Here is a 25,858-nt window from a genome sequence, read left to right on the forward strand (position 1 = left end):
GGAGGCGCCGCAAAAGCAGGAGGACATCATGCGATTGGTCAATTTGGCCGCGGCAGCCCTTGCCGCGGGAGTGTCTTTTGTTGCCTGGTCGGCACATGCCGCTGGCGATCTCAACGTGATTTGCTCGGCAGATCCCGAGGTTTGCGATCTGATGAAAGGGCTGTTTGAGAAGCAGAGCGACATCAAGGTCAACATGGTCCGGCTTTCCGCCGGTGAAACCTATGCCAAGATCCGCGCCGAAGCGCGCAACCCCAAGACAGATATCTGGTGGGCCGGGACGGGTGACCCGCATCTGCAGGCGGCAGCTGAAGGTCTGACCCTCGAATACAAGTCTCCGCTGTTCGACCAGCTGCAGGATTGGGCCAAGAAGCAGGCGGAAAGCGCCAACTTCCGTACCGTCGGTGTTTATGCGGGCGCGCTCGGCTGGGGCTACAACACGGAAATCCTGAAGAAAAAGGGCTTCAAGGAACCCAAATGCTGGGCGGACCTGCTCGACACGTCCTATAAGGGCGAAATCCAGATCGCCAATCCGAATTCATCCGGAACGTCCTACAATACCCTTGCGACGCTCGTGCAGATCATGGGCGAGGACAAGGCCTTCGACTATCTGTCGAAGCTGAACGCCAATGTCTCCCAATATACCAAATCAGGCTCCGCCCCGGTAAAGGCGGCTGCCCGCGGCGAGGCGACGATCGGCATCGTCTTCATGCATGACGCCGTCGCCCAGACGGTCGAAGGCTTTCCCATCAAGGCTGTCGCTCCCTGTGAGGGCACCGGCTACGAGATCGGTTCCATGTCTATTATCAAGGGTGCGAGAAACCTTGAGAACGCCAAGAAATGGTATGACTGGGCCCTCAGCGCCGATGCCCAGTCGCACATGAAGGATGCGAAATCCTATCAGCTCCCTTCGAACAAATCGGCTGCAGTTCCGAAGGAAGCGCCGAAGTTCGAGGACATCAAGCTGATCGACTACGACTTCAAGAAATATGGTGATCCGACGGTCCGAAAGGCCTTGCTTGCCCGCTGGGACAAGGAAATCGGCGCAAAGGCCAATTGATCATCTGTGTCGATCAATGCTGCGGCCGGGATCCTGTGGTTTCCGGTTCGCGGCTTGCTCGAACTCTGCTGAACGGGACGCGGATCCGACCATGACCAATAGCAAACGCCGGCTGGATGTCGCGCTTATCGTCGGTATCGCTGCCGTGATACTACTCCCATGGTATCGCATCGAGGGCGGCTTCTTCGGTCTCGGCTGGCTATCCAGTTTCCCGGGCGACCCCTCCACAGCGCCCGGAATACTGGAAATTGCCAGCTACGGCCGATGGTGGCTCGCGATTGCCGTCGGGCTTTTTCTGTTCGGCGGCATCGCGCGCTTTCTCAGGAATCCCATGCAGCGCGGCGCGCTCATGGCGTGCGCCGGCGCATTGGGTTTTCTCTTCCTGGCGCTGCAGGGGCTTGCCATCACCGCATCAGGCTGGAGTTGGACGATCAGCGAGGCCGTGTTCGGCATGCTTGCGGACGGTCAACCGGCGATGGGTGCCGGCGTCATCACGCTCGGCATCATGTTCGTGCTGCTATTTTCCTTCGGCCTTGCAGAACGCGGCGTGATGAAGGGGGATGCTTTCGTCGTCAGCGCTATCACGATGCTGGTCGTCCTCGTCGCGATCTTCGTCTTCTATCCCGTGGGCAGTATGTTCGTCGGCGCCTTCCAGTCCTTTGACGGATCGTTCAATCCCGACGGCTTCATCGCCAATATCCAGGACCCTTCGCTCTGGAGTCTCAGCTGCGTCGTTGGCGGAGATCGCTGCGGCCTTGCCTGGCGCACCCTTTTCCTTGCCATCCTGACCGCCGGTGGATCGACGTTGCTCGGCTTGTGCTTCGCTCTCGTCGCCACCCGCACGCAATTTCCCTTCAAGAAGGGGCTGCGTCTCCTGACGGTCCTGCCGATCATTACACCGCCCTTCGTGGTCGGGCTCGCGCTCACTTTACTTTTCGGACGAGCCGGCGTCGTCACCGAGGCGGCGGCCTCTCTCTTCGGAACGGAGCCGAGCCGCTGGCTCTACGGACTGACCGGAATCTGGATTGCCCAGGTGCTTTCCTTCACGCCGATTTCCTTCCTCGTTCTGATCGGCGTTGTCGAAGGCGTCAGCCCCTCCATGGAAGAAGCGTCGCAGACGCTGCGCGCCAATCGCTGGCGAACCTTCTGGCGCGTGTCGCTGCCGCTGATGAAGCCGGGCCTGGCAAACGCATTCCTGATCGGCTTCATCGAAAGCATGGCCGATTTCGGCAATCCGATGGTGCTGGGCGGTAGCCACGGCGTACTGTCGACCGAGATTTTCTTCAGCGTCGTCGGTGCGCAGAATGATCCATCCCGCGCCGCCGTTCTTGCCATGGTTCTTCTTGTCTTCACCCTGAGCGCCTTCCTCGCACAGCGCCTCTGGCTGCAAGGCAAGAGTTTCGCGACCGTCACCGGCAAGGGCGATTCTGGAGCTCATATCGCGCTACCTCGTGGCCTTTCGATCGCGGTGCATGCGCTCGTCATTCCCTGGATGATATTCACTGTCATCGTCTACCTGATGATCCTCTTCGGTGGCTTCGTGCGCACCTGGGGTCTCGACAACACGCTGACCGTCGAGCACTACGTCAAGGCCTTCTCGATCGGCTTTCGAGATGACGGCAGTTTGGCCTGGAGCGGCGTTGCCTGGAACTCCTTCTGGACGACGATGGAAATCGCTCTGATCTCAGCGCCGCTGACCGCCGCCGTCGGCTTGCTCACGGCGTACCTGATCGTAAGGCAGAAGTTCGTCGGCCGTGGCCTGTTCGAATTTGCTTTGATGATGAGCTTCGCAATCCCCGGCACGGTGATCGGCATCAGCTACATCATGGCCTTCAACCTGCCGCCACTGGAAATGACGGGAACCGCCCTGATCCTCGTGGCGTGCTTCGTGTTCCGCAACATGCCCGTGGGCGTTCGCGGCGGCGTTGCGGCCATGAGCCAGCTTGACAAGAGCCTGGACGAGGCTTCCTTGACATTGGGTGCCGGCAGTCTGCGGACGATCCGCAAGGTGATCTTGCCATTGCTGCGTCCGGCCATTACCGCCGCTCTGGTCTATTCCTTCGTGCGGGCCATTACCTCGATCAGCGCAGTCATCTTCCTCGTCAGCGCCCAGTACAACATGTCTACGGCCTATATCGTCGGTCTCGTCGAGAATGGCGAATACGGTGTCGCGATCGCCTATTCCTCGGCCCTCATCGTCGTCATGGTCATTGTCATTGCCGGCTTCCAGCTGCTGGTCGGGGAGAGGCGGTTGCGACGCACGAACCGTATCGCAACACCGACGACGGCATCCGCATCACTCTCTCAGGAGAAAACCGCATGAACCTGACAGCTCCCGGTTCCGTCGTATTCGAAAATGTCCGCAAGACCTTTGGCGCCTTCACCGCAATCCCGGACCTGTCGCTGACCATCGAGCGGGGAACGCTGGTGACATTGCTCGGGCCGTCCGGCTGCGGCAAGACGACGACGCTTCGCATGCTTGCCGGGCTGGAACATCCCTCGGCCGGCCGCATCCTCATCGGCGGTAAGGATGTCACCATGCTTCCGGCAAATGAGCGCGATGTCTCCATGGTCTTTCAAAGCTACGCGTTGTTTCCGCATATGACGGCGCTCGACAACGTTGCCTATGGGCTCGAATCCTCCGGAATAAAGCGTAAGGAAGCGCGCCAGAGGGCTGAGGAGGCGCTGAGCCTCGTCGGCCTGGCGGGGATGGGCCCGCGCCTGCCTGCCGAATTGTCCGGTGGTCAGCAGCAACGCGTTGCCGTCGCCCGCGCGCTTGTCGTCGAACCGCAGGTCCTGCTTCTCGACGAACCGCTCTCCAATCTCGATGCCAGGCTGCGCCGGCGTGTGCGAACCGAGATCCGCGAGCTGCAACAGCGTCTCGGTTTCACCGCCGTCTACGTGACCCACGATCAGGATGAGGCGCTTGCCGTTTCAGATCGCATCATCGTCATGAAGGACGGCGGCATCGCCCAGCAAGGGGCCCCACGCGAGCTTTACGACACTCCCGCATCGGCATTCATCGCCGACTTCATGGGCGAAGCCAATGTCATGCCATGCGACGTCGTCGAGATCGACGGCGATAGCGCGACGATCGCCATCGAAGGCCTTCGTCATCGGGTTGCCGGCCGGTCTGTCAAGCGCGGCCCGGCGCAACTGGCGGTCCGGCCGAATGCCATTACGCTGACGCCCAGGACAGGCGACGCTCCCTTCACTGGCCGGATAACGCATTCCGCCTATCTCGGCGATCATGTCGAATATGAAGTGCAAACCGGCCAGGGCTCGCTTTTCGTCGTCGACACGACGGTCGATGCGGCACTACCTCCCCACACCGACGTCACGATCGTATTCAAGGATCGCGGCATCGCCGTCATCGGCGGCTGAATGCCGCTCACTTATCGAATTATGAAGGACATTTGCATGACATCTCCGTTGCTTGCCGACCTCGACGTGCGCCTGGCTCTTGCGGAAACCATGGCCCTCGAAGCGGGGAAGCTTGCGCTCGACTATTTCAAGCGTCGCGAGACCCTGGTGATCGAGACCAAGCGTGATCTACAGGATGTGGTATCGATCGCCGATCGCGAGGTCGAAAACCTGATCCGCGACCGTATTCACCAGGCCCATCCTGCCGACGGTATTCTCGGAGAGGAATACGGCTTGGAAACGGGCACCTCCGGCTATGTTTGGGTCGTCGACCCCATCGACGGCACAAGTCCGTTCGTCAATGGCATGCCCAACTGGTGCGTCTCCATCGCGGTCTTGCACGAGGGCGTCCCGGTGATCGGCGTCATCTCGGCGCCCTGCCACGATGAGCTCTATGTGGCGGCGCTCGGCAAGGGTGCCACTCTCAACGGCAAGGCCCTCAAGCTCGATGCAACGCGAAACATCCGCAATGCCCTCACCGGCATCGGGGCCAACAATCATGTATCACCGGCTTTCGTGGCCAATATGGTTCAGCAGATCCTGGAGGCGGAAGGCAACTTCGTTCGCAATGGATCGGGCGCGCTGATGCTCGCCTATGTCGCCGCCGGTCGCCTGGTCGGCTATTACGAGCCCTATATGCACGCCTGGGATTGCCTTGCCGGCTATTGCCTCGTGCAGGAAGCAGGTGGCTGGTATCATCCTTTCCCAACGGATGGAGAGCGGCTGACGAAGGGATCTGTTGTCCTGGCCGCGGCGCCCGGCGCGATCGACGATCTCAGAAGAATAGCCGGGGTTTAATCCAGGGCCGGTTGGAGCAAGAGCGACCGGCAAGCAACGATTTGCTGGCCGGTTGCAAATGCTGCGCAGCATTGCCGAGGAAGCGGCAAGCCGCCATCGGCGTGACATGGCAGATTCTAAAGCGAGGGGCTGATCAGCCGATCAGCCCCTCGCTTGCGATACCTTTCGTCAGCTCCAGTGCCTGGCGCTCGAACAGCCCGCGATAGATCCCGCTCTTGCGACGAATGAGGCTGGCATGGGTGCCTTCCTCGGCGATATGTCCATGTTCGAAGACCAGCAGCCGGTCGAGCGCACGCACGGTCGACAGCCTGTGGGCGACGACGAGCGTCGTGCGTCCATCCATCAACCGCTCCATGGCCTGCTGGATCAGCATTTCTGATTCGGAGTCGAGGCTTGAAGTTGCCTCGTCGAGGATCAGGATCGGTGCATCGGCCAGGAATGCGCGGGCGATGGCGATGCGTTGCCGCTCGCCGCCGGAAAGCTTGATGCCACGTTCTCCGACAAGCGTCGCATAGCCCTTCGGCAGGGCCTCGATGAAGTCGTGGGCGCTGGCAAGCTGCGCAGCCCTCTTGATCTCCGCATGCGTGGCCGTTGGCCGCGCATAGGCGATATTCTCCGCCAGCGAGCGGTGAAACAGGATGGGCTCCTGCTGCACGATCGCGATCTGGCGGCGAAGAGAGGTCTGCGCCACCTTCGAAATATCTTGCCCATCGATCGAGACAGTCCCGTGATTGACGTCATGCAGACGCTGAATCAGCTTGATGAACGTCGTCTTTCCTGAGCCGGAATGGCCGACGAGACCGACCCGTTCGCCCGGCTTGATTGTGACCGAGAAGTCCTTGTAGAGCGGGTCATGATGGTTGCCGTAATGAAAGGTGACACGATCGAACTCGATCAGGCCGGCCTTCACATGGAGTGCCGGTGCGCCGGGCACATCCTCGACGCCCAGAGGCTGCGCATGGATGGAGACGAGCTCTTCCATGTCGTTGACCGAGCGCTGCAGGTTGCGGATATGCATGCCGATTTCTCGCAGATATCCCTGGAGGATGAAAAAGGCAGTCAGGACGAAGGTGATGTCGCCCGCATTGGCCTTGCCGTTGGCCCAGAGCCAAAGGGCAAGGCCCAGCACGCAGCCACGCAACAGGCTGAGCAGCGCATTTTGCGAGGTGCCGTTCACCGTGCCCCGCGTCCAGGTGCGCGCGGTGCGATCCCGCCACTTGCGCATGACTTGGGCGAGACGCTTGTCTTCCCGATCCTCGGCGCCAAAGGCCTTGACGACGGCGTTGCAGGTCACGGCATCGGCGAGCGCGCCGCCAAGGCGTGTATCCCAGCTATTGGCCATGCTGGCCATCGGCGCGACATAGCGCAGGGCCATCGTCGCCGTGAAGGCGATAAAGAACACGGATCCGGCGCCGACCAGCAGTCCCATCATCGGCCAGTACCAAGTCATCAGAATGGTCGAGCCGATCAGCATTATCAGCGAGGGAAACAGCGCGATGAAGACGGTGTCGTTGAGCAGGTCGAGCGCCCACATGCCGCGCGTCACCTTGCGAACGGTCGAGCCGGCAAAGCTGTTGGCGTGCCAGTCGCTTGAAAAGCGCTGGATATGGAAGAAGGAATTCGCCGCGATCTCCGACATCGACTTCAGCGTGAAGCGGATGATGGCGATGAACGTGGCGTGCCTCAGGATGACGGCGCCGACCGACAGTGCCATCAGCCAGCAAAAGGCGTTAAAGGCATTGTTCCACGTTGCAGCGTCGCTCGCCTGACCGGACACCACCGCATCGACCAGGCGGCCGGAGAACAAGGGTGTCAGCACATCCGCAAGCGTAGACAACATTGCCGTGAACAGCATGAAGGATGCGCGGCCCGGCTGATGCTTCCAATGAGCCCAGCAATAGCGAAAAACGCTGCGAAAAGCACCGCCGCGGCGGGATTTGAAACCAAGAGCCATTGATGTATCCGGCTTTCGCCGGCTCCGTCATAGGGAAAGGAATGTCCGCGCAAAACCGCGCGAAATGGTTTGATGCGGAACGATCGACGGGAGATTTAGCGCCAGTCCATCACGTTCTATTGCGTTCGAAAACGCAGCCGGCTTCAGGCGATATTCGTGGAAGCCACTGGGGAGTTGGAAAAAACAGCCATCGAAAACCCCCTAGAACCGTGTTGATGATGACCAATCCTAGATTGATTGATCAGTTAGGCCAAGTCGATTTTGGCGAAGTTTTCGGCTAAATTTTGAAATGCGACATAGTTGCAACATCCCTGAGGTGGTGAGCCTCTTCGAAAAATGGGGCGTCCGGTGGTCAGTCAAGGCTGACGACGGGTCTATTTATGCAGTTTTTATAAATCTCATCCGCCATCCATATGGAATTGATATGCCGATCTGGCCATCTCTCTTTCAGGAGGATTCCGCCATGTCCCTGGAAAAAGATTTCAGCCAATCTCAGACCGGCATTGTCGCAGATCCGTTTGTCATGCGCGACACAGGCCTCTCGGAGATGCCGTTTGTCGTTCAGTATCTCGTATCCCTCATTATGGCGGGAATGGTCACCGCGGTTGCTGCCGGCTTTGACCGATATGAGGCCATTCCCAATCTGTCGTTGATCTATGTCTTGCCTGTTGTCGTCAGCAGCGTGGCATTCGGGCTTGGACCGGCACTGTTCTGCGCGCTTCTCGGCGCCTTGGCGTATAATTTCTTCTTCACGGAGCCCCGCTTTTCGCTGGCGGTAGCGGACACCGCCAACATATGGGCGATTGCCTTGCTCTTCATCATCGGTTGCATAACCAGTGCGATCGCCTCCACAAGGCGGCGGGATGCGGCAGAGCTTGATCGCCATCGTCGGGGCCAGGAGACGCTGCAGATTTATGCTCGACAGATGATTGCTGCCACCTCCACGGAGGAGGCAACACATCTTACCCGGTCTGCCCTGGTCTCGCTCTTTCACGTTCCCGTCGCCATCATCGTCTCCGGCAAGGATGACAGCCTTACGGTTGAGGGCGAGAAGAACCTCTCCGCCATGGAGCTCGAGGCGATAAGAACGGCATTGAACTCAAAGGCAATAGTCAATGGAGGCGTTTATCCATTCGATCAATCGCGGTTCGATTTCTGGCCGGCTCAAGTTTCAACCGATCGCGCAGTCGTTATCGGCGTTGCATTCGATCCTGAGCGTCGCCCGGCCAATCCGGATGCGACGATCGAAATGATGGCCCTGATGCTGGGAGCAACGATCACCCGTTGCGATGCCTGATGCACGAGCGGTACACTCTGCGTTGCCCACATCACTCAGGCTGCTTCATATATGAGATTGGGCGAAACGATCCACTCGCCTTCCTTCAGAGACAGCACATCGATCCTGCCGGCCCGATCCCGCTGCGCGACGCCGACGAAATGGTAGCGGCGCCCATAGGAGTCTGAGACGGACCGCGCGACGGCCGTGTCGGCCACTCGCGCGATGACGGGTCCGTCGGCGCGAATGCCTGAAAGAAGGAAGTACTCGAAAGGGATGTTTCGGCTGACCATCATGCACGTCCGTTCAGGCGAGGATCCTTTGGATACTCTTGCTTCGTCGCATGTGTCACGGTCAGCGCACGAATGCCGCCCTCTTGCTGGGATGGCGAGGCTTCCTTTCGGCGGCGGCTTCTCCGGATCTCCACGACGAATGGTTTCTGTTGGGCACGCATATGTTGGCCTTCCGCTCCTGATTGTTCGTTACTCGAAGATGCATTCGACTTGGCCAAGCGGCCCGAAATCGGCTGCAACATGCTGTCCCGCGTGAACACAGAGGATCTTCGCGCATGCGCCCGTCGCGACAATGTCGCCGGCCTGCAATTGCTTGCCACGGGAAGAGAGGGCGGTTGCCAGCCAGGCCACGGCATTCAATGGGTGCCCCATGACGGATGAAGCGCATCCTGAAATTCCGGTCTCCTTGAACAGGAAGACGTTGACGTCGAGCTTCCCAAGTACGGAGGGATCGGCATCCACCATCTGGCCGCCCTGAAGGGTTGCGACATGCAGGCCGAAATCCGCAATCGCGGCATTGTCACCGGCGATCCCCCGGACTGTACGGCGTCCAAGAATGCCGATTGCTGGTCGACATCCGGCAATGGCATCGGCAGCGGTTTCCGGCGAGATGGTCTCGTCAGCATCGGGAAAGGCGCGCCGCATCGTGAACGTGATTTCGCATTGCGCGCCGATAACGCCAGGCGGCAGCCGAAACGCCGTCGCCGCGGATGCAAGAGCGAAAGCCGGGATCTCGCAATAAATCGGTTTCGCCAGACCGAGCGCCCGGCGACAGGGCTCGCTGGAACCGACGATGGCGTATCCCTTTCGGCCAAAGCCGAGTGCGTTCTGAGCAAAGGCCTGAATATCATAGGCCTCCTGCTCGGAGCCGATCAGGTCGAGAGGCAATTCGCAAAGCTCTTCATGCCGACGACTTTTGGCAAGGATCTCGGCCGTGGTGTCCTTGAGCTCGAAGTACATCGCTGTAACTCCATATATCTTCAACAGATTCCAGATGCCGTTGAGAATGGAGATCAGCGCATAGCTATTCCATGGGCGGGCCGGTGGCTTGAGATTAAAATGTCATAGTGGTCCGGGTGCCGGTAGTCACGGTCATGCCTTGTCCCGCGGGCACGACATGCGCGTGATTGCCCTAGCACATAGTCACCGCGTTCTCGCGGCGATCAGCTTCAGCAGGTATGGTCCGCCGACAAATGTCGCCAGCAGTCCGGCGGGAATTTCGTAGGGAAACATCAGGTTGCGGCCGAGCCAGTCGGCAGTGATCATCACCAGCGCCCCTATGGCAGCTGCGGCGAAGGATTGAATAAGGGGGCGCTGGAAACCCGCTCTTACCGCTAAGTGCGGAGCCAGGAGCCCGACAAAGGTGAGTGGCCCGACAGCAAGCGTTGCGGCTGATGTCATCAAGGCGGCGAGAAGCAGCAAGGCCAGGCGGGAAAGGCTAATGTTAAGCCCCACGGCGCGGGACATGCCGGCCCCAAGCGGCAGTACCGCCAGCCATCTGGCAAACAGTGGCATTGCGCCGACAAGCGCGACGCAAGTGGCGCCGAGAAAACAAGCCCTCGATTGCGTCATGCCGTAGGTGGAGCCCGAAAGCCAGGCAAGCAGCATGTCCATGCGCGGATCGCCCGATAGCATCAGGAAGGCAGCCATGGTGCTGAACAGGGTGCCCACGGCAATGCCGATCAATAGCATCGACTCCGGTGAAAAGCTGGCGCGCCGGCCGAAGAACACGACAAAAGCTAGGATCGAGAATGCACCGGTCGCCCCGGCACCAAATTGGACTGTCATGCCGGGTGCGGATACGAGGAAAAATAGCACGATCACGCCCAGGCTCGCGCCGGAGGAGACACCAAGGATCTCCGGCGAGGCGATGGAATTGCTTGTCAGCCGTTGCATAATGATGCCGGCCAGGGCCAGCAGCGCACCCGCCGCCATTGCGGCGACCGTGCGCGGGATGCGCAGCATATCCAGCTGAGGGAATTCCGCTCCCGCACCGAAGTGCCATCCATTCGGGCCGCGTCCATATGCGATCGCAAGCCATGACAGGATGGCGAGTGACAGGAGAAGCAGGATCAAGGCGAGGTGTTGACGGCGCAACCGTGCACTCGCAATTTCGGCCAACTGCGGCGCCTCGCTTGTTTTCATCCGTTGGACAAGAACCAGCAGTATGGGCGCGCCGATGACGGCAGTCGCTATGCCCGTAGGCAATTCCGCCCCGGGTGGCAGCAATATTTGGAGCAGTTGATCCGTCGCCAGCAGCATTGCTGCCCCGGCGAGGGCCGACGATGAAATCTGGCTGCGGATACCATGCCTGCCGCTGAGTCGCGCCAGCGCAGGTGCAGCGAGCCCGACAAAGCCGATGACGCCCACCGCGCTGGTCACCAGTGCAGTGGCAGAGACAGCGCCCGCCAGCGCGGCCAGCCGTACGCTTCGCACTGACAGCCCCAGCCCCCGGGCGCTTTCATCGCCAAGTGCCAGCATATTGAGTGAGCGCGGAAGGAATGCGATTGCGATCAGGCCGAGGCCGACCAACCAGGGCAGGAGAAAGAGGATCTTGCTCCAATCGTTCTGCACCAGGGATCCCGCACTCCAGATATAAATTCCGCGCAACGCCTCCCGATTGAGCAACTGCGTGACGGCGGCAAGTGATCCGGCACAAAGAGAGATCACCAGACCGCCGGAAATCAACCGAGTGGGGGAGAGTATGCGATCCCAGGAAAGCGCCAGGACCAAAAGGATTGCCGCCAATGCTCCGACAAGGGCGCTGGCTTCACGACCGAAAGCTGGCAGGGTGGGCAAGCAGAGGCCGGTTATGACCAGCGCCAATTGTGCGCCTGCGGAAACTCCCAGCGTCGCCGGCTCGGCAAGCGGGTTTCGGAGCGTAAGCTGCATCAATGCACCGCAGGCGCCCAGAGCCGCGCCGACGAGAATGGCCATCGCGAAGCGAGGCATCAGGCTGTAGCGGAAAACGAGCTGATGGATATCGTTTGCGTCACGGGCGAATATCGCCTGCAGCCACTGATCGGATGGCAAGGCCCGTTGCAGATTATAGAGGCCGGCAATGAGAGCGATGAGCACGAGACAGATCAATGGCGTAATGCCACTTCGCCGAAACCATGACGACCGTGGAGAGCTTGCCAACGGCATTGTCATTTCAACCCCGCCAGGGTCACGCCAACATTATTTGCAAAACGGCCGGCGCTGGCGACGCCACCAAAGAACCACATGCTCGGGAGCGCGCTGATCCGCTGTTGCTTTACGAAAGTGAGACGTCGCCAGATGGCGTTCGTCGCCGCAATTTGTTCGAGATCCTGCTCGCCAAGGCCGAGATAGAGCAAATGCGCCTCCTTCTCACCGGCAAGCGCATCGACACCGACGATCCCGAAGCCCCAGGCATTCGTTTCGCCTTGCCAGGCATTGGCGACGCCGATGCGGTCGAGAATGTCCTGAAAAAGGCTGTTCCTGCCGAAGATCATCAGATGGTCTGGGTCGACGAAGCGGGCCAGGTAGACGGGGCGTGAAAAGCCGGTAGCTTGGTCGCTCGCCCTTGCAATCGCGCGATCCGAGATATTGATGGCCACTTCGGCCGCGGAAGCGCGCTCCAGCCTGTCACCGAGGCGTTTCAATTCGGATACGGCATGCACATAGGGCGAGCCGGAGATCGCGTAGATCGATGCGGAGAGGCAGGGTGCAATCTGGGCCAGAAGAGGAATGGAAGCAGTCTGGTTCTCATTGGCGAGGATAAGGTCGGGAGCGACCTGCACGAGCATTTCGAGATTGGGAGTGCCGCGCAATCCAAGCTCGATGACATCGCCTGGCAGAACGGGTTCGCCGACCCAGTCGCGATAGCCTTTTGTCTCCGTCAGCGCTGCCGGAAGCAGATTCAGCGACAGAGCCATTTCCGCCAGCGTCCAGTCCAGCACGGCAATTCGCTGGTGGACGCGAGGTTCAGCAAAAGCGTTTTGCCGGCGGAACGCTGCAATGCAGGCTCCGCCGGCCAAAGTAAGAAGATGCCTTCGCCGCGTCTGCATTACCATCGATAGGTCAGGGTGCCGAGAACGCGGCGGCGATCGCCGTAGTAGCAAAGCGTATCGCCGTTGCAGGCCGCGACATATTCCTTGTCGAAGAGGTTGCTGGCATTCAGTGCTGCCGTCCAGCCCTTCATCTTCGGATTTGCCGCGCCGAAGTCGTAGGAGATCGCCGCATCGACCAGTGCGAAGGAGGGTACCTTGAATGTATTGGCATCATCGCCATATCGCTCGCCGCGATAACGCACACCTGCTCCAAGCCCGAGGCCGGTCAGCGGGCCTGACGACACCTTGTAGTCGAGCCACAGCGAAGCTGCGTTCTTGGAACTGCCGACCAGCTGCTTGCCAAGCTTTGTCGGGTCGTTCGACTCGGAATTGACGGCGAGCAGATAGGCATAGCTGAAGCGCAGGTTGAGATCGTCGTCCAGGCTGGCGACCGCGGAAAGCTCGACGCCTCGCGAATGCACTTCGCCGGTCTGTACCGAGAAACCGGTGCCACCGGGAGAAGTGTCGGGCGTCGTGACATTCGTCTGGCGAAGATCGAACGCGGAAAGCGTGATGAAGCTGTCGTAGCCGACAGGCTGGTATTTCACGCCGACTTCGTACTGCTTGCCCGCCGTCGGTTTGAACGGATTGCCGGAGCGATCCGTTCCCTGCGTTGGCTCGAACGATGTCGAATAGCTGACATAGGGCGCGATGCCGTTGTCGAACTGATAGACGGCGCCCAGTCGTCCTGTCGGCTTGTTGCTCTTGAAATCCTGGGAGGTGCCGTTGATACGGTCAGCCGTATCGATATCAGCCCAATCGTAACGCAGTCCGCCGACGACCGACAGTTTGCCGAGCGTCAGCTGATCCTGGGCGTAGGTACCGAGCTGGCTGAGGACTTGATAGGTGTGACCCGTGATCGCGGGCTGTGAAATGCCGAGATTATATTTTGGATTGAAGATATCAAATGCCGGCACGCTGAAGTCGAAGCCATAGGTTTGCTCCAGTGTTGTGCGCTGGTAGTCCAATCCGACAAGGAGCTTGTGTTCGACGCTGCCCGTATCGAACTTGATCTCTGCCTGGTTGTCGACCGTGAACTGGCCGAGTTGATCGCGATCATACATGGCGTAGCGGTTCAATGTTCGCATGTCCGGCTGGAGACCGAGAGCGAATACGCCGCCGAACTTGGCGTCCAGATCGATGTAGCGAAGGTTCTGGCGGACGGTGACAGTATCGTTGAATCTGTGTTCGAACGAATAGCCAACGGTCGAGATTTCTCTCGAATAGATATTGTAGCCGGGATCACCGATATAGCGGCTGGTGGGTATCTTGCCGTTCGGGTTGGGCAGAACCGTTCCTTGCGAGGGGAGGGTATAGTACTGGCCGAGGTCAGGATCGTTCTGGTAGCTGCCGAGCAGGGTGAGGCTGGTATCCTCGTCCGGCTTCCAGGTGATGGCCGGTGCGACAGCCAGCCGCCTGTCCTTGGAGAAGTCGATCTGCCCATCGGCCAGACGTCCCATTCCGGTCAGGCGATAGAGAAGCTGCCCATCGGGATCAACAGGTCCGCTGAAGTCGAACATGCCTTGTAGGTGGTCGTAATTTCCGCCTTGAATGGACAGCTCGTGGAACGGCTCTGCGGTCGGCATCTTGCTGACCATGCTGATGATGCCACCCGGCGAAGCCTGACCATACAACACGGAAGCCGGCCCACCGATCCGCTCGACCCGCTCGAGAAGATAGGGGTCGATCTGGTTGATACCCCAGGAGCCATCGGTCAGACGGAGCCCGTTGAGATACTGGCTGGCCAGGAAGCCACGCGAATAGAGATTATCTCTGCGCGACTCGGAGCCGAGCGGCTGTTCGACGCCGGCAACATAGCTCAGGGCCTCGCTGACGCTCTGGGCCTGGCGCGCGTCCATTTCCTTGCGTCCGACGACGGAGATGGTCTGCGGCGTCCTGATGAGCGGGGTGTCGGCCTTGGTGCCGGTCGCGCTCTGGGTGGCCACGTAACCACGGACCGGACCCCATGCGCTTTCGGCGCTTGCCTGGACAATGATCGGCGCAAGTGTGGTCGCGTCGCCGGCAGATACCGTGCCGCCGCTCTGCGCGCCGGATATCGTCACACTAGCCGGACCTGTAAATCGGTAGCTGAGCCCGGTTCCCGCCAGAATGCGCGCAAGCGCTGCCTGTGAGGTGAGCGTTCCCGTCACTCCGCCGCTCTTCAGTCCCTTCAGGCGTGCGGTATCGTAGAAAACCTGTATGCCGGCCTTGTCCGCAAAGGAAAGGATCGCAGAGTTCAGGCTTTGCGCTGGGATATTGAAGGCGATGGGCGCGGACTGAGACGCGACTTTCCTGGTTGCGTCCTGGGCAATGGCGTTGCCGGAGAGCCCCGGTATCCCCAGTAACAATGCCGCAGCACTTGTCGCCCCCGCAAGCCGAACCAAAGCCGAGCGAATGCGGCCCTTCCCCTTCATGTCCATGAAATGCCCCTGAATCCGTCTGTCTACCTGGCGTCCCCTCGGACGCTTCATAAAATAGGACGATTTCAGTCATGTTTTTCAGTAATAGTTTTTTAGTTTTTTTCAGCGCGGAAAATTATCCAGGAAAATCAATAGAGCACCGTAACCAATGGCGGAACGGAAACCGTGCGGACCTGAAGCTCGGTGGCAATGCGGGCAAGTGCATTTCCCAGATCATTCGTGTCAAAGACGCCGCTAACGTGAAGACGCGCCAGCGAATCGCGGGTGATGACGATCCGGCCACGCCGATATCGGTTGAGCTCGGCAACGACCTTGGAAAGCGGCACGTCGTTGAAGATCAACTTGCCGCGCCGCCATGACGTCATTTGTGCGACGTCCTTCTGTTCAACCTGGCCAAGGATGCCATCCGTTGAATACCGAACTGCCTGGCCTGGCGACAATAGTGCCTCGCCTGCGGCATTGGACGGTCCGCTTACGGCGACCTTCACCTGGTGTTCGACAACGGTGACCTCGACGTCGTCGTCACCATTGTCGACGGCAAACTGCGTGCCGACGGCCTGCGCCGTGCCAGCGCCGCTTTTGACGACAAAGGCGCGTGTTTCGCTGCCGGCTCGGGGAGCGGCCGTGAAATAAGCTCTTCCCGAAAGCAGTTCGACGCGTCGTTCGCGCTGATCGAATTCAACGGCCAGTGCCGAATCCGATCCGAGGTCGACGACGGTTCCATCCGGCAAGGTGACGGTCTTTTGCTCGCCAGGGGCCGTCGCATAGTCGGCGGACATCAGAACGAACGGATTTCCGAACCACAGGAAGCCGAGGCCGATAGCGAGTAGAAGGGTTGCGGCCAGCCCGAGCGCCGAGCCATATCGGGCCGGCCGTCTCACAGGAAAAGTCAGGACCGGAGCAGGCTGATCCACCACGGGGCGTGTCGTCTCCGATCCGATAACGTGCTTCAGTCCGGCCAGGTCCTCCCACGTGCGGCTTGCAAAATTGAAGGCGTCACGATGGCGGATATCGCTTGAAACCCAATGCTCAAAACGCAGGCGATCGTCCTGCGTGACGTTTTCCGCACCAAGACGAATGACCCATTCGGCCGCTGCCGCCCCAATTTTTTCCTGTGTCTCTTGCGGGTTTGTCACGTCCGGATCCTGTATCCTTTTCACCACGACTCGAACTGTTTCAATCATAGGACGTCGCGAGACGTTCTTTCCGGTAACGATGAGGGGATTTATTTTAAGGTTTGCTTTTGAAGCCGCGCGGTAATGTGGGACAGCGCCCTGGAAAGATGTTTCTGAACGCTGCTGTCGGAAATCCCGAGCCGGGTGGCCACCTGCGCATAGGTGAGGCCATCCATTCGGTTGAGAGTGAAAATCGAGCGTGTCAGTTCGGGAAGTTCATTGACTATTTCATGGAGACGTTCGAGCCGCTGCCGCCCATCGGCCTCTTCTTCCAGTGTTGGTCGATCGTCGGCGATACCGGCCAGGTCATCGGCGCTCGTCGCATCGGTTTTTCGGCGCTGGCGCTGGCGGACATGATCGACCGCCAAATTGTGGGCTGTGCGATAGAGATAGGAGCGCTCATTTGCGATCGTTGTCCCCGTCGGCGAACCAAGCTCGGCGTAGCGCAGAAATGTTTCCTGAGTGAGATCAGCTGCCGTATCCGCGTCGCGCAGCTTCCTTGTCAGGTAGGCCTGCAACTCGCGTCTATGCGCAAGGAACAAACCTTTGAGCGCGTCATTCACCATGTCGAGAGGTCCGGGTCCAGTCAGTGCCCTAGCTCTATGTCATAATCCCGGTGGATGTAAACCCGAAGTCAAATGGATAGCCGCCCGGCTAGCGATATCACTTTATTTTAGCAGTATGTGGACAGCACTTTGCCTGCGAACTCCAACAGTTGCATCGGGCACGGCTGTCCACTGCATCATTGTGCGGATTCCTGAATGTAGGTGGCGAGCGTGTATCGATTTTGTCAGGCAGTGGTCCGATTGGGCATTCGCGATGACCCGCCAAGATCTTCTAATGTGTTGGAATATTTTGATTTTCCTCTCCCCCATGGAGTACCCCGAAGTGGGCGAAAGAATTCAAATCCAAGCGATCATCGTCGAAGAAGGCCGTGCCATTTCCAATGATCCGAGCGCATCGCTTTACAAAACGAACTAGTTCGTACATTATTCGCGATGAGGAGTGACGCGCGCCGCCACGGCGGTGCCGGTGACTGCCAAGACGATCAGGGATGCCGTGCGGGAGGGCGTGGGTGAAAGCCGGCGCCTGCGGGTGTGGCATGTCTTCGAAACTGAAATGTTCTGGGGAGGAACAATGATGAAAACACCAGTCGAACGTAAGACACCAAAGCGGGCCGCTCTGGCGAGCTGGATTGGAAGTGCCGTCGAATATTACGATTTCTTCGTGTATGGGACGGCTGCCGCACTGATCTTTCCAAAGATATTCTTCTCGGCGGAAGATCCGCAAACCGCGGCAATCGCCTCGTTTGCTACCTTTGGCGTCGCTTATATCATGCGCCCGCTGGGTGCGGTTATCCTGGGACACGTCGGCGACAAATTCGGCCGTAAGAAGGTGCTCACCTTCACGCTGCTTCTGATGGGATTTTCCACCTTTATCATCGGTTGCCTGCCAACCTATGATCAGGCCGGCATTCTGGCGCCAATGCTTCTCGTTCTGGCACGTCTGCTGCAGGGTATCTCGGCCGCGGGCGAACAGGCCGGCGCCAGCTCGATGACGTTAGAGCACGCTCCCGAGCACCGGCGAGCCTTTTTCACCAGCTTCACGCTGAGTGGTACGCAGGCGGGATTGATCCTTGCAACACTGGTCTTCATACCGCTCGGCAGGCTTGACGAAGCCGCGCTCCTGTCTTGGGGCTGGCGCATTCCCTTCTTCCTGAGCTTCGTCGTCGTCATCGTCGGTTTCTGGGTTCGCCGCACGTTGGCCGAGACGCCTGCCTTCCTCGAAGAGACCAAGAAGGGCGAGGCCACCAAGCTGCCACTGGTCACCCTAATGACGAATTACTGGGCCGATGTCCTACGCATCATCTTTGCCGCGTTGATCTCGGTCGTCAGCACGATCTTCAGCGTCTTCACCCTGTCCTATGCGGTCAATACCATGCATATCGACCGCTCCACCATGCTGACCGTGCTGGTGCTTGCTAATGTCGTGGCGCTCGGCGCCATCCCGCTTTGGGCAATCCTGGCTGATCGTATCGGCCGAAAGCCGATCTTCATCTTCGGTGCCATTGGCTGCGCAATGCTGATCTGGCCTTATATCTGGGCGATCAGCCAGAATAACCTCACCCTCGTCTTCGTCTTGGGCATTCTGCTTTCGGGTGTAGTCTATAGCGCGTCCAACGGCATCTGGCCGGCGCTTTATGCCGAAATGTTCGATACTCGGGTTCGCCTGTCCGGCATGGCGGTCGGCACTCAGATCGGCTTTGCACTCGGCGGTTTTGCCCCGACAATCAGTGCTGCCCTGCTGGGTACCGGGCCCATGGGGTGGGTGCCCGTCGCAGCGTTTACCTCGATCACGGCCCTGATTGCCGCCGCTTCGGCGGCAACGGCAACGGAGACCTATCGGACACCGATCGATCAGCTCGGCAGGGATGGAAGACGCATCGCTGCCGCGACGCCGCGTGCCGATCGCGCGGTCTGAATACAAACGGATACCGGCGTTTTGCGCCGGTATCCGCTGGCCGCTGCGGGGCACGCCACCGGCGATGAGTTTCTTGGAAATCACCAAATGAATGGGATGACACAATGAAAACCTCGATCGCGACCGTTTCGATCAGCGGTGACCTCAGGGAAAAGCTTCATGCCATCGCAAAGGCCGGCTTCGATGGCGTCGAAATTTTCGAGAACGATTTTCTTGCCTTCGATCAATCTCCGCGCGAGGTCGGTCAGATGGTCCGGGATCATGGCCTGGAGATCACGCTCTTCCAGCCATTCCGCGATTTTGAGGGCATGCCCGAGCCACTGCGTAGCCGCACTTTCGATCGTGCCGAACGCAAGTTCGATCTCATGCAGGAAATGGGCACGGACCTCGTGCTGGTATGCTCGAATGTCTCCTTGGCTGCTCTCGGAGGTATCGATCGCGCGGCGGCCGACTTTGCCGAACTCGGAGAACGGGCAGCAAAGCGCGGCCTGCGCGTGGGGTATGAGGCACTCGCCTGGGGACGGCACATCCATGATCACCGCGATGCGTGGGAGATCGTCCGCCGTGCCGACCATCCGAATATCGGGCTCATCCTCGACAGCTTCCATACGCTTTCGCGCAAGATCGACGTCAATTCGATCCGATCGATCCCGAAGGAGAAGATCTTCATCATTCAGCTTGCCGATGCGCCGTTGATCGACATGGATCTTCTCTATTGGAGCCGCCATTTTCGCAACATGCCGGGCGAGGGTGATCTGCCCGTGCTCGATTTCATGAATGCGGTGGCGGCGACAGGCTATGACGGCTACCTTTCGCTGGAGATTTTCAACGACCAGTTCCGCGGTGGCTCGCCGACGGCTATCGCCGTAGACGGCAAACGCTCGCTTGTTTACCTGGGCGATCGGGTTCGGCGCGCCGAAAGCGAGAGCAAATTGACATTGGCGCCCATGCCGCCGCGCGCTGAGGTCGAGGGCGTGGCTTTCGTCGAATTTACCGTGGATGAGGCTGAGACATCCCTACTTTTTGACCGACTGCACGCGCTGGGCTTCCGCCATGTCGGTCGTCATAAGTCCAAGCGCGTCGATGTCTTCAGGCAGGGCGGCATCAATCTGGTCGTCAATGCCGATCAGGGTGGATTTGCCGGCGCTTCCTACGCTCTGCACGGGCAATCGGCCTATGCAATGGGTCTGTGGGTCGGCGACGCGCAGGCCGCCCTCGCGCGCGCCGTAGCACTCGGTGCCGAGCGTTTCGAACAGTCGCTCGATCCCGGCGAGATTGAGATGCCGGCCATCCGCGGTATCGGTGGCGGCATCCTGTATTTCCTCGATCGACAGAGCCCGCTCGGGCGGATCTGGGAGATCGAGTTCGACCCCGTCAACGACGATGCCGATCTGCAGCCGGTCGGACTGACGGGCATCGACCATGTTGCGCAGACCATGAAGTACGAAGAACTGCTCACCTGGCTGCTGTTCTATACGGCGATACTCGATGCGCATAAGACGCCGATGGTCGACATTATCGATCCTGCTGGCGTTGTTCGAAGCCAGGTCGTCGAAAATGATCCGGGTACGCTGCGCATCACGCTCAACGGTGCGGAAAACCGCAATACGCTGGCCGGCCATTTCATCGCCGAGACATTCGGCTCGGGTATTCAGCATCTGGCTTTTGCGACCGAAGACATCTTCGCGACAGCTTCTGCCCTATCTGCCAACGGTTTCGCGACATTGGCGATCTCGCCGAATTACTATGATGACCTGGAGGCGAGATTCGGCCTCGATCCGGAATTCACCGATCGGCTGAAGGCACATAATATCCTCTATGATCGTGACGATCATGGCGAATATTTCCAGCTCTATAGTCCCAGTTATGGAGAAGGGTTCTTCTTCGAGATCGTCCAGCGTAGCAGTTATCGCGGCTACGGTGCGGCGAACGCGATCTTCCGCATCGCGGCACTGAGGCGGTATCTGCGACCGATTGGTCTGCCGAAGCTTTAGGCTCTCCCCATTCGCGCCGAGGCTGTGTTAAAGCTTTGATCTTCAATGGTGGGCATTGACGGACCCAGGAAGACGAGCAAGGCATGACCAAAGCGCAAACGGCCAAGATCGAGCGCCTCACACGGAAGAATGATCCCGACGCGACCAAGGAAAATATCCTGAAGATTGCGACGGAAGAATTTGTCGCCGCAGGCTTTTCCGGCGCGCGTGTCGATGAGATCGCTGAGCGCACCAAGACCTCCAAGCGCATGATCTACTATTATTTCGGCAGCAAGGAAGGGCTCTATCTCGCCGTTCTCGAACAGGCCTATACGAAGATCCGGACGCTGGAGAGCGAGCTCGATCTCGAAAACATGCCGCCGGTTCAGGCGATGGCGCAGCTGATTGCCAGCACCTTCGATCATGATGATCAAAATCCGGATTTCGTGCGCCTGGTCAGCATCGAGAATATTCATCGAGCCGAACATATGAAGCGTTCGGTGGTTCTGTCGGAAATGAATATCGCCGTCATCGATATCATTACCGGCATCCTCGAACGTGGCTATTCGGACGGCAGCTTCATACGCCGGGTGGATCCTGTAGACCTGCACATGATGATCAGTGCGCAATGTTTTTTCCGGGTGTCCAATCGCCATACTTTCGGGGCAATCTTCGAACGAGATTTGTCCTCCGACGAGCTGAAAAAACGGCACAAAGCATTGATCGTCGACGCAATTCTGGCTTTCCTGAAGACTGCTCCTTCGAACACTATCTGAGAACCCAAGGCCATGTGATGATGTCGCCGAGCACTGCCGTGAGCAGGATTTCTGTACCGTTCATTGACTTTACGTACTAGTTCGTACATTTTGATCTCGGGCTGCGATATGGCTATGGTTCGCTGCTCGGGAGGATAGATTGAACACTCAGGCTGCCATCATCTCACGTCAACTTCGGGTCGGTCTCATCGGTGCTGGCATCGGCCGTTCGCTGACGCCGGCCATGCACATGCGCGAGGGTGAGAATTACGGTCTTTCATACCGCTATGATCTCATCGATCTCGAAATTCGCGGCCTTGGCGTATCGGATCTGCCGGCACTGATCGATGAGGCTGAAGCCCAGGGCTTTGCCGGCCTGAATATCACGCATCCCTGCAAGCAGGCGGCCGTCGCGCTGGTAGACGAGCTTTCGCCGGATGCCCAGACGCTGCGCTCGATCAATACGATCGTCTTTCGAGGCGGGCGCAGGATAGGGCACAATACCGATTGGTGGGGATTTGCGCAGAGCTTTCGTCGTGGCCTGTCCGGAGTTCCGCTCGACCATGTCGTGCAGCTTGGGGCCGGCGGGGCCGGTGTCGCGGTTGCGCATGCCGTGGCGCAAATGGGGGCACGCACGATCGAAATATTCGATATCGACCCGTCGCGTGCGCAGTCGCTTGTAGATCAGCTGCAGCCAGCCCACCGCAAATGCTCATTCCTGGTCGGCAGCGACCTGGCCGCCGCCCTGGAAGCTGCCGATGGTCTGGTTCATGCGACGCCGACCGGCATGGCTGCGCACCCCGGTTTACCGCTTGAGGCTCGGCTCGTTGCGGATCGGCTATGGGTAGCGGAAATCGTCTATTTTCCGATCGAGACGGAATTGGTGAAGCTTGCAAGGCAAAGGGGATGCCGCGTTCTCGATGGCGGCGGAATGGCTGTTTCCCAGGCGGTCAAGGCTTTTGAACTGTTCACCGGCATCCGCCCCGATGCAGAACGCATGATGCATCATTTCGCGTCACTTCATTCCTAGGGCAATTTCTCGGTGAGCGGCCTTTGACCCACGTTCCGGGCATGGGTCTCTGCCTATTGCCCGATGGCATACTCAAACCGCCAACAAAGATGCTCCAATAGAGCGCTGTGCAAGTCGGACAGATCGGATACTCCCACCTGGCAACGCCCATTGCAAGTTCGGGTTACCGAGGACGCGCACCACCGAACGGCCAGTCAATAAGGGCTCGCGCGGATCTCTGTTCCCACCGAGATACTCATTTGATCAACGAGCGCGATTATCTTCAATGCTACCACCATATGGTGCTACTGCGCTACCTGTCTAATATACTAATTTAGGTCATGCTTAAATGTTGGTCTCGGGTTTTCACTCCAGAGGCTGGCATCGACGATTTGTTCTCAGGCTAGGCAGGAGCGCAGCATGTCCTTGGTAGATATCCACTTAATCAACGGCGGAAAAACCGTCATCGATAGCAGCAATGCGGGAAAAGCTTCTGATACGATTCAGCTTAATCTTGTTTCAAACGGTACGGTAACCGTGGATGGCGTGGATATAAAAATAAGCAACCTGGTTGGCCTTGGCGCTGCTTCAAACACGACAATTGAAGCAATTAATGGCGCAAATGTCACGATAGCTGCTGGGTTGGCCAATGTTGGTGCGTTATCGAAGTATACATATGCAATCGGAGCGAACTCGAGTATCGCGGTGAATGCAAACTTTCTCAACATCGGGCTGTTGAACAACGTAACGGTTGATTTCGCCAATGCCAACGGTACGGGGCTTTTCACCTACAATCCAGGCGGGATCAACTTGAACCTGTCGTCTCCGCCGAAGGTGGTCAACATCCAGGATGGCGACAGGATCGAGGTTGGCGGATCGACGGCTGTTAGCCAATCCGGCAATACGATAAATTTCACTCATCCGGGATTGCTTGGCATTCCGACCACGCTCGGCTCCTACAGCATTCCCGCGGGCGTGACCTATACCTACAATGCAGCGACAAGCACTTTGACATTCACAAGCTGCTTTCTGCGCGGCACGCGTATCCGCACTTTGGAAGGTGAGGTGCCGGTCGAGGATCTGCGGGTCGGTGATTTCGTTATCACCCATCGCGGAGCATCGGAGGTCAAGTGGATTGGCCGTCGGATGATCGATCCCAAAGCAATCGAGAAGCCGCGAGATACGCTGCCGATCCGCATCCAGGCCGGCGCCATTGCCGAAAACGTCCCGTCGCGTGATCTTTATGTCTCTCCGGACCATTGCATGTTCCTGGAGCAGTCGCTGATCCCGGCCAAGCTGCTTGTCAACGGGGCTACGGTTAGCCAGGAGGTCAGGCTTCACCCGTTTCAATACTATCACATCGAGCTGGAGCAGCATTCCATCGTCATTGCGGAAGGCGCCGAGACGGAAACCTATCTCGACATCAGCGGTCGTCAGTCCTTCCTTGAGCCAGGGACCCTGGTCTTCGGCACCTCGGCCGGCTCGCGCACCTGGAACGACTGCTGCTATCCGCCGGTTTACGCTGGCGCCGTGCTGGAAAAAGCCCGCCTGTCGCTCCAAAGCCGCGCGGAGAAATTGGGCTATGTCGTGCGGAGCGCCAAGGCATCGTGAAGAATGGGAGCCGCGCCAGCAAGCAACTCTGGTGCCGGCACCAAAATAGCGGCTCGGTAACATCGGTCTAAGGCATGAGCATGCCAGTATGGATTGATCAGTCGGCAAGTAAGGAAGCGTAGCTTCGGCAAGGTTGTAGCTACCTGACCATCCATATGCACCTTCCAACTCGCTATCGCAGCAATGTGACAATTCCCGCTTGTACGTTTGGTCACGAAACGTGCTTTCAAAGAAGCGCCCCAACGAACGCTGCGCCTGGGCGACATTTATCGATACCTACCAAATGGCAGTCGTCGGGCCGAAGAAATGGATTAAATGCAGCCTGATGATACTTTTGATCGCCACAAAGGTAGCGCCGCTACGGAATCCACGCAATCGAGAAGAGGCAATGAATAGCTCAAGAATCATTTTCCGGACTGTCACCATTGTCGCAGCAATTTGCTCCGGGACAGCTTACGCGGATAGCCCCCGGACCGGCAATCTCCAGATAAAGATCGAGATTACCAAGGATTGCCAGGTCAACACCGACGCCAAGAACAGTGCCATCAACGATGCGGTACTGGACTTTGGCTCGCATGGTGTCCTGAACTCCGATATCGACGCACAGACAGCGGGCGCCGGATCGATCCGGGTGCAGTGCACGAGTGGCGTTGATTACAATATCGGCCTTGATGGAGGTGGAACGAAGGACACCAGCAACCGACGAATGAAGTCCACTGATGCGGCCAACACCGAGACTATAGGCTACCAGCTATACAGCGACAAGTCTGGCGGCAAAGTGTGGGGTAATACAGCCGGGACAGATACCGTAAAAGGCAAAGCCGACGGAACTCTCCAGTCCTATACCGTATATGGTCGCGTAATCGCGCAGTCCACTCCGCCCGCCGGCATTTACAGCGACACCGTTGCTGTCACCGTCACATTCTGACCTTCTTCACGAAGGGAAATCTCTCATGCGCCCATATCTCGCGCTTGTGGTGGCTATCTATGGCGTGATGTCTGGGGCCGAGGGACGGGCGGCGTCCCTGCAGGTGTCGCCCGTCTCAATCGACTTGGCCGCGCCGGCCCTGGCTTCGTCCGTGAGTCTTCGCAATAACAATGATCGTCCTGTCAATGCTCAGGTGCGGGTTTTCAAATGGACTCAGGTCGGAGGAGAGGACCAGCTCGTTCCCACTTCGGAAGTTGTAGCTAGTCCACCAGCCGCCACGCTGCAGCCAGGTACCACCTATACGCTTCGTGTTGCCCGCGTCGGGCAGCCGGTCACCAACGGGGAAAGCGCCTACAGGTTGCTGATCGATGAGTTGCCCGACGTCAATGTCCGTCGGCCTGGCAACGATGTCAAACTTGTCGTGCGCTATTCGATACCCGTATTTTTCAATGACAGGTCCGCCAACGCGGATCTGCGATGGAACATTCGCCGTGAAGGCGGGAGCCTCGTGGCCGAGGCTACAAACACCGGCATGTTGATTTCCGGTAGGAACTGACCCGGTATTTCCACCGAGATTTGACCCGCCTTTTATGTATGTTTCGGTTCTGTTGGTGTGGTCAAGTTCTTGTTCT

The 25,858-nt window shown here is 58.7% G+C and carries 22 protein-coding genes; 14 read left to right on the forward strand and 8 right to left on the reverse strand.

What is annotated here, in order from left to right; all coding sequences use genetic code 11:
* Window positions 1–28: 28 nt before the first annotated feature.
* The 4 genes from A6U86_RS30605 to A6U86_RS30620 all read left to right on the forward strand — a co-directional run bounded on the left by A6U86_RS30605 (window position 29) and on the right by A6U86_RS30620 (window position 5,278).
* On the forward strand, window positions 29–1,057 hold the full coding sequence (locus A6U86_RS30605) for an ABC transporter substrate-binding protein (protein ID WP_068399730.1): 1,029 nt from the start codon (window positions 29–31) through the stop codon (window positions 1,055–1,057).
* A 91-nt stretch (window positions 1,058–1,148) separates the two neighbouring features.
* A complete protein-coding gene (locus A6U86_RS30610; protein ID WP_068399733.1) occupies window positions 1,149–3,380 on the forward strand; it encodes an iron ABC transporter permease in 2,232 nt (743 codons plus the stop codon).
* Window positions 3,377–4,441 carry an ABC transporter ATP-binding protein gene (locus A6U86_RS30615; protein WP_068399574.1) on the forward strand — a complete coding sequence of 355 codons (1,065 nt, stop codon included), beginning with the start codon at window positions 3,377–3,379 and terminating at the stop codon, window positions 4,439–4,441. Before A6U86_RS30610 ends, A6U86_RS30615 begins: the two co-directional genes overlap by 4 nt.
* Before the next feature lie 36 nt (window positions 4,442–4,477).
* The gene (locus A6U86_RS30620; protein WP_068399735.1) at window positions 4,478–5,278 is read left to right on the forward strand and encodes an inositol monophosphatase family protein; all 801 of its coding nucleotides are present in this window, start codon (window positions 4,478–4,480) and stop codon (window positions 5,276–5,278) included.
* 133 nt (window positions 5,279–5,411) lie between these two features.
* Here A6U86_RS30620 and A6U86_RS30625 read toward each other — a convergent pair whose 3' ends face one another.
* Window positions 5,412–7,232 carry an ABC transporter ATP-binding protein gene (locus A6U86_RS30625; RefSeq protein WP_068399577.1) on the reverse strand — a complete coding sequence of 607 codons (1,821 nt, stop codon included), beginning with the start codon at window positions 7,230–7,232 and terminating at the stop codon, window positions 5,412–5,414.
* A 41-nt stretch (window positions 7,233–7,273) separates the two neighbouring features.
* Here A6U86_RS30625 and A6U86_RS35375 point away from each other — a divergent pair, with 41 nt between their 5' ends.
* Together A6U86_RS35375 and A6U86_RS30630 are read left to right on the forward strand one after the other, a co-directional pair.
* Window positions 7,274–7,513 carry a hypothetical protein gene (locus A6U86_RS35375; protein WP_141683851.1) on the forward strand — a complete coding sequence of 80 codons (240 nt, stop codon included), beginning with the start codon at window positions 7,274–7,276 and terminating at the stop codon, window positions 7,511–7,513.
* A gap of 182 nt (window positions 7,514–7,695) precedes the next feature.
* The gene (locus A6U86_RS30630; protein WP_068399738.1) at window positions 7,696–8,529 is read left to right on the forward strand and encodes a DUF4118 domain-containing protein; all 834 of its coding nucleotides are present in this window, start codon (window positions 7,696–7,698) and stop codon (window positions 8,527–8,529) included.
* 35 nt (window positions 8,530–8,564) lie between these two features.
* Here the strand turns inward: A6U86_RS30630 and A6U86_RS30635 are convergent, their stop codons facing one another.
* From A6U86_RS30635 to A6U86_RS30665, 7 genes are all read right to left on the reverse strand, one after another.
* Window positions 8,565–8,801, reverse strand: a complete 237-nt coding sequence (locus A6U86_RS30635) for a hypothetical protein (protein WP_068399741.1) — start codon at window positions 8,799–8,801, stop codon at window positions 8,565–8,567.
* A gap of 189 nt (window positions 8,802–8,990) precedes the next feature.
* Entirely contained in the window at window positions 8,991–9,761 is a 771-nt protein-coding gene (locus A6U86_RS30640; protein WP_068399579.1) for a 2-keto-4-pentenoate hydratase, read from the reverse strand.
* Window positions 9,762–9,944: 183 nt separating this feature from the next.
* Window positions 9,945–11,879, reverse strand: coding sequence for a Fe(3+)-hydroxamate ABC transporter permease FhuB (fhuB, locus tag A6U86_RS30645; RefSeq protein WP_158008791.1), 1,935 nt, complete (start codon window positions 11,877–11,879; stop codon window positions 9,945–9,947).
* Window positions 11,880–11,950: 71 nt separating this feature from the next.
* Complete coding sequence (locus A6U86_RS30650) at window positions 11,951–12,724, reverse strand: ABC transporter substrate-binding protein (protein ID WP_158008792.1); 774 nt, start codon at window positions 12,722–12,724, stop codon at window positions 11,951–11,953.
* A gap of 107 nt (window positions 12,725–12,831) precedes the next feature.
* Window positions 12,832–15,294, reverse strand: a complete 2,463-nt coding sequence (locus A6U86_RS30655; RefSeq protein ID WP_068399587.1) for a TonB-dependent siderophore receptor — start codon at window positions 15,292–15,294, stop codon at window positions 12,832–12,834.
* A 128-nt stretch (window positions 15,295–15,422) separates the two neighbouring features.
* Window positions 15,423–16,430 (reverse strand): FecR family protein, encoded by a 1,008-nt coding sequence (locus A6U86_RS30660; RefSeq protein ID WP_068399744.1) that lies wholly within the window; start codon window positions 16,428–16,430, stop codon window positions 15,423–15,425.
* An 89-nt stretch (window positions 16,431–16,519) separates the two neighbouring features.
* On the reverse strand, window positions 16,520–17,035 hold the full coding sequence (locus tag A6U86_RS30665; protein ID WP_068399590.1) for an RNA polymerase sigma factor: 516 nt from the start codon (window positions 17,033–17,035) through the stop codon (window positions 16,520–16,522).
* A 253-nt stretch (window positions 17,036–17,288) separates the two neighbouring features.
* Here A6U86_RS30665 and A6U86_RS35500 point away from each other — a divergent pair, with 253 nt between their 5' ends.
* The 8 genes from A6U86_RS35500 to A6U86_RS30700 all read left to right on the forward strand — a co-directional run bounded on the left by A6U86_RS35500 (window position 17,289) and on the right by A6U86_RS30700 (window position 25,782).
* On the forward strand, window positions 17,289–17,450 hold the full coding sequence (locus A6U86_RS35500; RefSeq protein WP_158008793.1) for a hypothetical protein: 162 nt from the start codon (window positions 17,289–17,291) through the stop codon (window positions 17,448–17,450).
* Window positions 17,451–17,609: 159 nt separating this feature from the next.
* Complete coding sequence (locus tag A6U86_RS30670; protein WP_068399747.1) at window positions 17,610–18,950, forward strand: MFS transporter; 1,341 nt, start codon at window positions 17,610–17,612, stop codon at window positions 18,948–18,950.
* A gap of 104 nt (window positions 18,951–19,054) precedes the next feature.
* On the forward strand, window positions 19,055–20,944 hold the full coding sequence (locus tag A6U86_RS30675; protein WP_068399593.1) for a bifunctional sugar phosphate isomerase/epimerase/4-hydroxyphenylpyruvate dioxygenase family protein: 1,890 nt from the start codon (window positions 19,055–19,057) through the stop codon (window positions 20,942–20,944).
* Window positions 20,945–21,027: 83 nt separating this feature from the next.
* Window positions 21,028–21,699 carry a TetR/AcrR family transcriptional regulator gene (locus A6U86_RS30680; RefSeq protein WP_068399596.1) on the forward strand — a complete coding sequence of 224 codons (672 nt, stop codon included), beginning with the start codon at window positions 21,028–21,030 and terminating at the stop codon, window positions 21,697–21,699.
* Between the two features lie 139 nt (window positions 21,700–21,838).
* Complete coding sequence (locus A6U86_RS30685) at window positions 21,839–22,708, forward strand: shikimate dehydrogenase (RefSeq protein WP_068399598.1); 870 nt, start codon at window positions 21,839–21,841, stop codon at window positions 22,706–22,708.
* Window positions 22,709–23,392: 684 nt separating this feature from the next.
* Window positions 23,393–24,298 (forward strand): Hint domain-containing protein, encoded by a 906-nt coding sequence (locus A6U86_RS30690; RefSeq protein WP_244510138.1) that lies wholly within the window; start codon window positions 23,393–23,395, stop codon window positions 24,296–24,298.
* A gap of 220 nt (window positions 24,299–24,518) precedes the next feature.
* On the forward strand, window positions 24,519–25,226 hold the full coding sequence (locus A6U86_RS30695; protein ID WP_141683852.1) for a spore coat U domain-containing protein: 708 nt from the start codon (window positions 24,519–24,521) through the stop codon (window positions 25,224–25,226).
* A gap of 67 nt (window positions 25,227–25,293) precedes the next feature.
* On the forward strand, window positions 25,294–25,782 hold the full coding sequence (locus A6U86_RS30700) for a molecular chaperone (RefSeq protein ID WP_244510140.1): 489 nt from the start codon (window positions 25,294–25,296) through the stop codon (window positions 25,780–25,782).
* Window positions 25,783–25,858 lie beyond the last annotated feature (76 nt).

The organism is Rhizobium sp. AC27/96 (genome assembly GCF_001692325.1).
GTDB lineage: Bacteria > Pseudomonadota > Alphaproteobacteria > Rhizobiales > Rhizobiaceae > Rhizobium.

Excerpts from the sequence above, each read along its gene's own strand:
- A6U86_RS30670 (WP_068399747.1), top strand. The coding sequence starts at position 17,610 with ATGAAAACACCAGTCGAACGTAAGACACCAAAGCGGGCCGCTCTGGCG.
- A6U86_RS30680 (WP_068399596.1), top strand. The coding sequence starts at position 21,028 with ATGACCAAAGCGCAAACGGCCAAGATCGAGCGCCTCACACGGAAGAAT.
- A6U86_RS30630 (WP_068399738.1), top strand. The coding sequence starts at position 7,696 with ATGTCCCTGGAAAAAGATTTCAGCCAATCTCAGACCGGCATTGTCGCA.
- A6U86_RS30640 (WP_068399579.1), bottom strand. The coding sequence starts at position 9,761 with ATGTACTTCGAGCTCAAGGACACCACGGCCGAGATCCTTGCCAAAAGT.
- A6U86_RS30665 (WP_068399590.1), bottom strand. The coding sequence starts at position 17,035 with ATGGTGAATGACGCGCTCAAAGGTTTGTTCCTTGCGCATAGACGCGAG.
- A6U86_RS30655 (WP_068399587.1), bottom strand. The coding sequence starts at position 15,294 with ATGGACATGAAGGGGAAGGGCCGCATTCGCTCGGCTTTGGTTCGGCTT.
- A6U86_RS30625 (WP_068399577.1), bottom strand. The coding sequence starts at position 7,232 with ATGGCTCTTGGTTTCAAATCCCGCCGCGGCGGTGCTTTTCGCAGCGTT.
- A6U86_RS35375 (WP_141683851.1), top strand. The coding sequence starts at position 7,274 with ATGTCCGCGCAAAACCGCGCGAAATGGTTTGATGCGGAACGATCGACG.
- A6U86_RS30610 (WP_068399733.1), top strand. The coding sequence starts at position 1,149 with ATGACCAATAGCAAACGCCGGCTGGATGTCGCGCTTATCGTCGGTATC.
- A6U86_RS30615 (WP_068399574.1), top strand. The coding sequence starts at position 3,377 with ATGAACCTGACAGCTCCCGGTTCCGTCGTATTCGAAAATGTCCGCAAG.
- A6U86_RS30620 (WP_068399735.1), top strand. The coding sequence starts at position 4,478 with ATGACATCTCCGTTGCTTGCCGACCTCGACGTGCGCCTGGCTCTTGCG.
- A6U86_RS30605 (WP_068399730.1), top strand. The coding sequence starts at position 29 with ATGCGATTGGTCAATTTGGCCGCGGCAGCCCTTGCCGCGGGAGTGTCT.
- A6U86_RS30635 (WP_068399741.1), bottom strand. The coding sequence starts at position 8,801 with ATGGTCAGCCGAAACATCCCTTTCGAGTACTTCCTTCTTTCAGGCATT.
- A6U86_RS35500 (WP_158008793.1), top strand. The coding sequence starts at position 17,289 with ATGACCCGCCAAGATCTTCTAATGTGTTGGAATATTTTGATTTTCCTC.
- A6U86_RS30675 (WP_068399593.1), top strand. The coding sequence starts at position 19,055 with ATGAAAACCTCGATCGCGACCGTTTCGATCAGCGGTGACCTCAGGGAA.
- A6U86_RS30700 (WP_244510140.1), top strand. The coding sequence starts at position 25,294 with ATGTCTGGGGCCGAGGGACGGGCGGCGTCCCTGCAGGTGTCGCCCGTC.